The sequence below is a fragment of the Pseudomonas sp. YuFO20 genome (assembly GCF_035064975.1).
GTDB classification, from domain to species: Bacteria; Pseudomonadota; Gammaproteobacteria; order Pseudomonadales; family Pseudomonadaceae; genus Aquipseudomonas; species Aquipseudomonas putida_AE.
This window is the reverse complement of the sequence record NZ_JAXDEO010000107.1, coordinates 1-9,588: the sequence shown is the minus strand read 5'-3', so window position 1 is coordinate 9,588 and position 9,588 is coordinate 1. Positions and strand designations below refer to the sequence as shown.

The window sequence follows — 9,588 nt, the reverse complement described above, 5'->3', positions numbered from 1 at the left end:
CCAGCCATTGCCGAAACCGCTGTCGGCGGTATTGAGCGGGTTGAAAGTCAGCTGTAGGGGAACTACCGGGCCACAGAGATTATTGGCCTTGAGTTCGGGCAATGAAATGGCGCAGGTGGCTTGCCCGGTGCGCGGGTCGACCTGGCTTTGGATGAAACTCATGAAGTTGAAGGCGTTGGACTGTATGGAGGTGGACGTGCTCATGGACGGCGCCTCGTAGTTTGGCGTGAAGACGAAAAGATGAAGCTGGCGGGAAAATGCGTGGGCATCATCAGTAAACCGGCTGAGAGCGTTCGATATAAACGCAGCTGATCTGTTCATCCCAGGACTCGTGGACATCCGGCACCGGCCAGCGGTCCTCAATGCGAATAAACTTTTTCGGAACCAGATAGCCGGGATCCAGCTTTCTAAAGTCATCGAAGTTCATCGTTGCAGGTGGGTTGGGGCTGGGGTTACTCCAGTCTGTGGGTTGTTTGACTGTTTTGAGTTTTACGAAGAAATTTCCTTGCACTTTAGCATCTGAGCAAACTTCAGTTCTATAAAAATGAATGAGCGTAGCCGAGGGAATGTTTTCCAGGCTGAAACTGGCAACTTGATTGTTAGTGCAGCTCTGGGAGTCATCAGCAAGGTCAAAGAATTGTTTGGTTTCCGGCACGGACAACATGCAATGCTTATTGCCGTCGCCGTCGTAGAAAATAATCTGCCCATAGGCGCCCTTTGGTTCGGCTTGTTTGTTGGCAGCTGTTGGTGTTGATGCAACAGCGCTTGCCCCTAAAAACGTTATGCATGCGCAGGCAGTAGCCGCAAGTAGTGCTCTGGAATAATTCATTATCGAACGCCTCAAAAAGATTCGGGTGGCAACAACGTGATTTGCTCCTGCCCGACTTTAGCACTCATGGCGTGTTTGACAACCTAGCAGTTCTGCTAGTACCCACGGTAGTAAATCAGGCGTAAAACACAGGGCAAGATTCGAATTTCCCGGTGGATTCAAGCTCCACCCATTTGCATTAGCGTGAGGACTACCACTATGCCAGCGGGCGATCTAAAGGCGCCGATCATTCCACTGTTGATCAATAATACAATTGATCCGGATGCTCTGAGCGGAGGGCCACTTGATACCTATGCCAAATACACTAACCCAGTGCTTGGCGATACTCTTTATCAGAGCTGGCTGGGGCTGGCAGAGGACGGAACACCAGTAGACGTCAAGGACATTCCGATCCCTGTCGACCCGTTAAATGAGGGGCCGTTGGGATTCCAGATGCAGGTCGCCAATCACTTTGTGCAGCGATTGAACAAGGGGCAGGTGTTCTATTCTTTTTTTCTGGACCGCGTCACCGGAGAGGACAGGGAAGAATCCAAGCGGATCCATTTTGGTATCGGCAAATTTGGCCTGTTATCCGGCCCCCAGATAAAAGAGTCCCATGACCTCCAACTGGACCCCGACGCAATTGACGGCAACATGACAATCGCGGTGGTGCCTTTTACCGAGGCGTCCAATGGTGATGTGGTCAGGTTGATCTGGAAGGGCGTGCGTGCTGACTGCAGCGACGGCCCTCCCGTGAACATACCACCCAAAACCTTGAGCGATAGCGATACCGACCCGACCAATAATCCAGGGCAGGTGCTGAGCTGGTTGGTTGCGAGGACGGCCGCCATGGGCGTACGTGGGGGCAAGATCATCCTGCGGTTCGAGATCACCTATGCATCGTCCGGCGCACGGGCTGACACCGTCTCGGCCGAGCGCACGATCCTGGTGACGCCACCTGCCGCTCCTGAGCTTCCCGAACTGAGTGTCAAGGACCTGGTCGGTGACGAGATTAATCCCGGGCTGTTCCCTGACGGTATTATTACGGTAGTTCCGGTCTATGAGGGGATTCGAGTGGGCGACGACGTGCTGGTATACGGCACGCGCACCGGATCGGGCAGTGGGCCGAACAAAAACACCATCCAGCACCTGAAGATCGACATTTCCAACATTGAGCGCGGCAGGATTGAAGTAACGCTCCCGAAGCAGTGGCTGATGGAAAACCGTGGTGCTGACGTCAACCTGGGTTACCAGTACGCGCGCGCCGATGCTTCCGGTTCCAGCGCTCTGTTGACGTTGAAGATACGGGAACCGTTGGTACTGCCTACCCCCACCGTGGATCGCAGTGTCGAGGTGGGCGGGCGCAATGAGTTGAATCCGATCCTGGCCATAGGCGGTGCCTACGTCGCGATTCCTGAAGCCGCCACAATTAATGACGGGGACAAGGTCACGGTCTACTGGAAGGGGGATGGGGACAGCGGCTCTTTTGAAACACAGGAACCAAGCCATCCCAAACCGATGAAGTTCAGAGTACCGCCCGAGGTACTACCGCCCAATTTCGGTAAGCAGGTTGAAGTGACTTACAGCGTCGGGGGCGAGGACGCCGAGGCACCTTTAAAGCTGTTTATCCGTCACCTCACCAGTCATCCCGGCATCGTCTGCGACAGAGCCCAGATCGGTTCACCGGCCACTTTGAAACTCTCGGATATTCCACCAGAAGGCGCGTTGTTGAGTGTTGACCTCTGGTCGTTCATTTCCACGAAGCAGAAAGTGCGCTTGTGGTTATCTGCCAGCGGCATGACGGACGACCGAGAAATTATTGCAGTACGTGATGTCAAGCCTGAAGAAGTAACCGCAGGGGTCCAGGCCCTGTTGTGGAAGTCTGACCTGGCCGATATTGCAATCAACAATACATTCACCTTGCGGGTCAGCGTGAGTTTCGATGGTGGGCAATCGACCATTACATTCAATAGACCTCTGGTACTGAAGCTACTGGCTTGATAGCGAGCGCAGTGTGTTATTTATTTTTTGGAGTTGCTGAATAATGAGTCAACTAACATTTGAGCAAATGGCAGACGAGATGCAAGGTAAATCCCTCACCTATGGTTGGGATGCCTGCGTATCGTACGATCAACGCGCAGCCAACAAGTTGTTGAGGGAGTTGTATATCGAGCGATTCAATACGGATGGCTATATCGAACCTGCATCAATGGTTGCGTCGTGGGGAGACGGTTCCTATCAGGAGCATATACATGATCTTGCACTCGATGCGCCAGTGTTGTCGTTCGAAAGTTCGGACCCCAGTCTTCCCGCCCGGGCGCGGCTGACCATGAACATGATCGGTGGGATGATCGTCAGTACTAAAAAGTATTCCGGCGGCGTTGTTTTTGTGTCGAAAATGATGAAAGTCCTGCCGATTGGCGGACCACAGTTATGGATGGATCAGCCCGTGACCAAGGGCGTGGTCACGGGGCCAGGAAAAGTGGAGATTGACCTGAAGAATGCCGATACGTTCAGGGCAAACTTTGTCTTCGGTGGCCTTGCCCAGGAAGACGTCGGAAAACGTTTCAAGGAGTACTTTGAGAAAGAAGTACCAGCTGACAAGAAGATATTCCCGCTGGGGTCGCTGTCCGGCGATTTGAATGGAGTGCTAACCCCCAAGAATTTCGAAATAAGGACAATGAAAGCAGACCCCAATGCCGTGCTTGGAGATGAAAGCTACAGCCGCGGCGCGGTGACATTGTTCATCACCTTGAAAGAAGGCGTGGACAGCTCCTATTTCCCTAATGCCAATTCGACGTTTCCGATTCCAGCAGATGGTGACGGTACCGAGTTTACAGGGTCAGTTTTGATTTCCAGTAAGGTTGTGTTTGAGAAACTGATAAAGTCTGCCGTAGAGCAAAGTGTTGGGGAAGGGTTGAGTCTTAAACTGGTACAATCGGGCAATGATATTGCTGCGTCGCTAGAGGCGACGGCGGGTGGGGGTAACAAAAAATTCCGTACGCCGGATTATGGATATCTGGGAAATACTGGGACTCCACATGTGACACATACACGTATTGATGAATTTCCCTATCGATTCAAAGTGGATGGGGGCGCGGGAAATGTGTTTAAAGTGGGGTCTGTCAAGGGGGCTTTGAATGTAACTTGGAACAGTGTGATCGGCGGCAAGCATATTACGCCAGGCGCTCTGGACAATTACCAGTACGATTATTCATGTCGTTATGATCTTGGCCTGGAATATACTGCTTTGATTGATTCCGAGGGTGAGATTGAATTAGGTAACAAGAAGACTGTCCTGGATACTAAAAATTGTCAGTTTGCGCATCCAGGGGACCTTTGGAACCAGAACGGCGAAAGCGCAACCAGAGGAACAATTGCATTTCAAGCCGACTCCATCGTTCGCGACGTACTCAACAGAATTCACATTCCTGGGATTAAAACATGGCTGCTTAGAAATATACTTTTCCCCGGACACAACGCCTTGCAACTGAGCGATGCCGTACTCCCAGGGGATCTGCTTGCATGCGGCAAGATTGATCCGCTTCGCACGACCACGGCGCTGTCTCCGTCGAACTCGACAATAGAGGCGGGCAGTAAACTGCAATTCACCCTGATGCCCAAGCCGGATAACGTTCAGTGGAGCGTAAAGGATGTCGACGGCAATCTCGCCGAACCGGGGGTGATCAGTCCAACCGGCGAATACACGGCGCCAACTGCGGATAAATTGCCTGATGGCTTTGTCACCGTCATTGTGACCGCGCAGGGCACTTTGGATGGAAAACCGGTGAAAAGCTCCGCGTTGGTCTCCGTGCTCCACAGTGCCATCGTGGTGAATCCGATATACGACAGCTGCGACCAAGGTGATACCAAAGTGTTGTCTGCCGAGGCAATGGGAGACGAAGTGTTGGAGTGGAAGATCGTAACCCCGCAATGGGGGTCAACCCTGGCACCGGTGGAAGGTGATCCAACTAAGCGTACGTATAAAGCGGGTGGAAGTGAAGATCTCGCTATTCCGTTTTCAGTGGACAAAATCGAGATTAAAAAGACCGTTAACGGTGTCGTCACTTCTGCCTTTATCCAAGTTTTGATTCATAACCTGCCGATCGGTACTCCACTCCTGATGACTGAGGAAAGTGACCCGTCGACAGGGTCCATTCAGTTTGAAGTGAGGGGCAAGAATGGTCCGATAGATCCAGGTCTGTTGGTCTGGAAATTGTTGAGTGGAGAGGGCACGTTCAATGATAAAACCGGTGAATATACCGAGCCAAAATCTCCGGCGCCGGGAAGTTTTATTGTTGTCTCGGCAACGCTGGAAGGTCCAATTAGTGACATTCACGCGGTCGCGGCGGTTCCGCTGCCACTGAGTAAGTACTCCGACCTGATTAAGGCAGTCAACCTCACACTTAGCGAAGGTTGATTTTATATAGCGCCAGCCATGTCAACGGGTGGTCGGCTCTTTTTCTGATTTTACGCACGGTAGACAACTCATGAATTATTCCCTGGATGAACTCACTCGCAGGATGCAAGGTAAATCGATTACTCTTGGCTGGGACGCCCTGGTGTTTATGAATCGGGCCAAGGTCAACAGCCTGTTAGAGCAGCAATATAATACCCGGTTTAATAGATCAAGTTTTTTGAAACGTATCTTTGGTAAGCCCGTAATGACGCCGGACGGTAAGGAATACCTCGATTTGAGCGGGCTGATATTGACCGCGCCGCGGATAGGGTTCCAAAAAGCCTCGTTGCGTAACTCTAGAGTGACGGCGACCATGGATATCGTGTCGGGCACGGTGTCTTATGTGCGCAAGGGCACCAATCAACTCCCCGGAGGTATCTTATACAGCTATGTGGTAAGTGCTCCTCAAAAGTATACCGTCACCATGGACATTGACCTGGCGGCCAGTAAAGGCACGGTCAATGAACAAGGCAAGGTGACTCTCGATTTCGGCGACGCGTATAACTGCCGCTGCAATCTGGTAAGCGAAGACAAATCCCAGGAATTGCTGGGGGACTTCTTCAAGGCTCTGTTCCTTGAACAGAAGCCGGAAGACCGTGTTTATATCCTGGGCATGCTGGACTTGCGCGATGTCGATTTGTTGGCACCGCGCTCATTCATCATCCGCACCATGGCCACCGAAGAAGGAAAGAATCTTGCCTCAGACGATTACGGTGAAGGCGCGGTGGTGCTGTGTGTCCAGACTAAAGGAAATCCGAAGCAGGGGACTGACCCGGCGGAAAGTGCGTTTGATTACTTGATTCCCAATAATCGGGACTCACAGGGAAAAGCGATTTATTCGGGTGCGCTGGTGATAGCCAGTCGCGCGTTGTTTGATTGGTATATCCAGTATCAGATTCAAAATAAAATTGCTCGAGGACTGAGATTGGAGCGCGGTTCTGAATCTAATTTTATCGCGCGAAAACTGTATGCGACTTCAGGTGAAATTGAATTAAGTGGGTTTTATAGAAGGTATGATAATCGGCCTGCTGCAGAGCATTATGAGTTGGCGAATAATGGGCCTGTTAGTTATAAATTTTATAACAGTTCCTCCGAGAATGGATTTAGAGTCTTTGCCAGCGAGGGTGCATTGTCAGTTTCGTGCACAGGATTGCAATATCTAAAATTTCTAATAAGGAATTGGCGCTGGATTGGTGAGACCACAATTAAATATTTCAACTTTGACGTGGCGTCAAATATTGATTATATTTATGATCCGGTAGTGGATTCGTCCACCAATATAATTACATTTAAAGCGCGACAAGGGAGTCTGAATGGGTCAGCTGTAAAAATTGATTGTAGTGTGCTCGACAGTCATGATGTTCCCTCAGATATAATAGATGACGTGAAGGCACTTTATAATGCCGAAGCTGAAAAAGTTATGAAGTTTTTCAATGACTCAGCCGTCAGGGACAGTTTTGATATCCCTGAACTTCACGCCCTGCCGATCAGCAACCTCCTGTTCCCCGAACGCAACGCCTTGCAACTGACAGAAGCCCGACTCACGGGCGACCTGTTTTTGCCCGGAAAGATCGACCCGAAAGAAACCACCTTCACCCTCGATCCGCTGACGCCGGTCATCAAGGCCGGGGAGCAACAAACCTTCACTATCCGCCAATTGGGTATCAAGGCGGACAATGTCACGTGGAGCGTGCGCAGCGTCGACGGTACCCGTGCCGCGGGCACCATCGACAACGGCGTATACACGGCACCGGCTGTGCAGCTACTGGAAGGCACGGCGGTGCGCAATGTGGTGACTGCAACCTACATCGACCAGGGCACCGGCAATGAGGTGACCGCCTCTGCACTGGCCACCGTAGTGCTGGACGGTGTGGTAGTAACGCCATCGATGATGCTGATCGACATGAGCGATCGTAAAGCCGTGACGCTCAAGGCTACATCGCTGGGCGCTGGTACCTTGAAATGGACGCCGAGGGGGAATCTCGGCACCCTGGTTCCCAATGGTAATGAGGCCGTCTACACCCCGCCGCAAACGAACCTGCCTGATGGCACCCTGCAAGCGGTACTGGTCGATGTCGAAAACACCGGCACTGGCGAAAAAGCCGTCGCCACGGTGCTGTTGCGCCAAGGCAACTTCGCATTGAACATGACGCCTGCGATCCATCCGGGGTTACGTGCGAAAGGCTCTGCACTATTGAAAGCCGCTATCGATCTCAAACCCGAGCAGCTGAAGTGGGAAGTGGTTGCCGGCGAAGGGACCATTGATCCACTAACAGGGGTCTTCACTGCGCCAGCATCGATCTCGGTACCCTACAGTGTCGTCAAGGTGAGTTTAGAGGGCGATTTCTTCGATACGCTTGGCTACAGCATCATCCACCTCTCCGACCATGCCAGGGAGTCGAACTGGTTTGCCCTGGATACATTCGATTTCACAGTGGAACCCTCGCCGACCCGGGTGTGGGCCAACGGTCTGCAATAGGCCAAGGTAACGGTTCGGATCAAGCCCGCAAATCATGAAGGCGCACCTGATCCATTGGAGCTATCAGAGGCCGAACTCGCCAGTGTTCGCCTGGTTTCGGCCGATGAAAAAAATCCGTTGCCGGAGGTCGGCAAGGATGGCGTGCCTGAAGGTGGCAAATGGTATTTCACTGAAACAGAAAATTTAACTTATGACAAATACCCGATACAAGCACCTGCCGGCCAACTGACAGCGCCCATGCAGCCCCGGGAGGCGAAACTATACATCAAGGAATTTTTTGTTCAGTGCCATAAGGTCGAGAACCTGCTGGTCGCAGCAACAATTCGCAGCGATAACTACGAGCATTTCTACTCAAACCCTGGCAAGGACGACGGCGAACATAATCGCAAGGCCCTCAACCTTGTTGCAATTAAACCACCTTCGGGAGGGACGGGGGGGCATACGTTATTCGTGCTCACGGGGCCGACTCGTGTAAAACCGGAGGGCGGTGGCGCAGATGAAGATATTCTTGTTAGCGATGATTATTACCTTTTGAAATTGCAGATTGAAAACAAGGACATTGATATAAAGAAAATTCAGTTCGTCGGCAATAACAGTATGGTCAAGTGGGAAAGCAACACCCAGCTTGAAGATGTTCACAGTATTACGGGGCACGCATTCAGATATGAAGCTGATCCGGACGACCCGAATGACAAGGGGGACCCGAATGCCAGGACATTGCATATTGACCCGATTTTGCAGCGTCGATTGCCAGCCCCTATAAGCCCCGTTGTCGATCCGAATAATCCGCTGCCCAAAGGTCAGGTACTGTTTAGCCTGCACCGCCGTCAATATTGGCAATATGACAAGTATGCGAAGCCTGATTTCGAATCAGCACTGAATTTGATTGTTTATGATGTTTTTGGCAACAAGCACCAAGTGTATGTCGGTTTCGACGGTAATGATCGAAATAAGCTCAAGATCATAGGCGCGTAACTCAAGCGGTTCTGGGTGCAGTCTTCAAGGATTGCACCCTTTTATTACTACCAATTTCAGGACGTGAGCCATGTCGACATCCACTTCCATACATTCCAACGCCTTCAACTTCATGAGTTTCATTCAAAACCAGGTCGACCCGCGCACCGGGCAAGCCACCTGCGCCATTTCATTACCCGAACTCAAGGCCAATAATCTCTGTGGCCCGGTAGTTCCCCTACAGCTGACTTTCAACCCGCTCAATACCGCCGACAGCGGTTTCGGCAATGGCTGGAACTTGCAACTGTCGCAGTTCGACCCCAACAAACGGATATTCTCCTCTTACACCGGTGAAACCTTCAGGGTCGACCCAGGTGCCAATGGCGTAGAAATTCCAGAAAAGAAAATCGACTCCTTTCATTTCCATGACCTGGGGAACAAGCGCTACCGCGTCGATCATAAATCCGGGCTGGTGGAGATTCTTCAGGTGCGCCAGGGTGATATCGCGCTGCCGGTGGAAATGCTTTCGCCCCAAGGCCACAGCGTCACGCTCGACTACGTGGCCTTCGGCACCGAGCCACTGTTGAGCAGTATCCGCAATGCCGATGGCACGCAGTTGCTCAGCCTGGTGCGCACCACCAACCTGCTCAAGATCACGCTGCATCCGGGCAGTGCCTTCGAGGTCGAGTTCCAGATGAACATTCTCGGTGGATTGAGCAAAAGCTTTATCCTGCCAACCGACGACAAAGCCTCCTGGCGCTTCGAGTATGTCACCCGGGACGGCTTCACCTGCCTTGAGCACGTCTACACCCCCACCGGCGGCCATGAGACCGTCACCTATTCGGGGCGCCCGCACTATTTTCCAGGCCAGCCCGGGCGTACCCTGCC

Annotated in this window: 6 protein-coding genes and 1 pseudogene; 5 read left to right on the top strand and 2 right to left on the bottom strand. The window is 52.1% G+C overall.

What is annotated here, in order from left to right; all coding sequences use genetic code 11:
* Both SOP85_RS30155 and SOP85_RS30150 read right to left on the bottom strand, forming a co-directional pair.
* On the bottom strand, positions 1-204 hold a 204-nt coding region (locus SOP85_RS30155; RefSeq protein WP_323629303.1), incomplete at its 3' end, for a hypothetical protein.
* Between the two features lie 67 nt (positions 205-271).
* Entirely contained in the window at positions 272-829 is a 558-nt protein-coding gene (locus SOP85_RS30150; RefSeq protein WP_323629301.1) for a hypothetical protein, read from the bottom strand.
* A 198-nt stretch (positions 830-1,027) separates the two neighbouring features.
* Between SOP85_RS30150 and SOP85_RS30145 the strand changes: the two genes are divergently transcribed.
* The 5 genes and pseudogenes from SOP85_RS30145 to SOP85_RS30125 form a co-directional block, all read left to right on the top strand.
* Positions 1,028-2,809 carry a hypothetical protein gene (locus SOP85_RS30145; RefSeq protein ID WP_323629300.1) on the top strand — a complete coding sequence of 594 codons (1,782 nt, stop codon included), beginning with the start codon at positions 1,028-1,030 and terminating at the stop codon, positions 2,807-2,809.
* A gap of 43 nt (positions 2,810-2,852) precedes the next feature.
* Complete coding sequence (locus tag SOP85_RS30140) at positions 2,853-5,228, top strand: hypothetical protein (protein WP_323629299.1); 2,376 nt, start codon at positions 2,853-2,855, stop codon at positions 5,226-5,228.
* 70 nt (positions 5,229-5,298) lie between these two features.
* On the top strand, positions 5,299-7,746 hold the full coding sequence (locus SOP85_RS30135) for a hypothetical protein (RefSeq protein WP_323629298.1): 2,448 nt from the start codon (positions 5,299-5,301) through the stop codon (positions 7,744-7,746).
* 54 nt (positions 7,747-7,800) lie between these two features.
* On the top strand, positions 7,801-8,721 hold the full coding sequence (locus SOP85_RS30130) for a hypothetical protein (protein WP_323629297.1): 921 nt from the start codon (positions 7,801-7,803) through the stop codon (positions 8,719-8,721).
* 70 nt (positions 8,722-8,791) lie between these two features.
* Positions 8,792-9,588, top strand: a pseudogene (locus SOP85_RS30125) (sugar-binding protein); the annotation flags it as partial.

What these genes read in the sequence shown, in the direction of transcription:
- SOP85_RS30135 (WP_323629298.1), top strand. Translation starts at nt 5,299, where the DNA reads ATGAATTATTCCCTGGATGAACTCACTCGCAGGATGCAAGGTAAATCG.
- SOP85_RS30145 (WP_323629300.1), top strand. Translation starts at nt 1,028, where the DNA reads ATGCCAGCGGGCGATCTAAAGGCGCCGATCATTCCACTGTTGATCAAT.
- SOP85_RS30140 (WP_323629299.1), top strand. Translation starts at nt 2,853, where the DNA reads ATGAGTCAACTAACATTTGAGCAAATGGCAGACGAGATGCAAGGTAAA.
- SOP85_RS30150 (WP_323629301.1), bottom strand. Translation starts at nt 829, where the DNA reads ATGAATTATTCCAGAGCACTACTTGCGGCTACTGCCTGCGCATGCATA.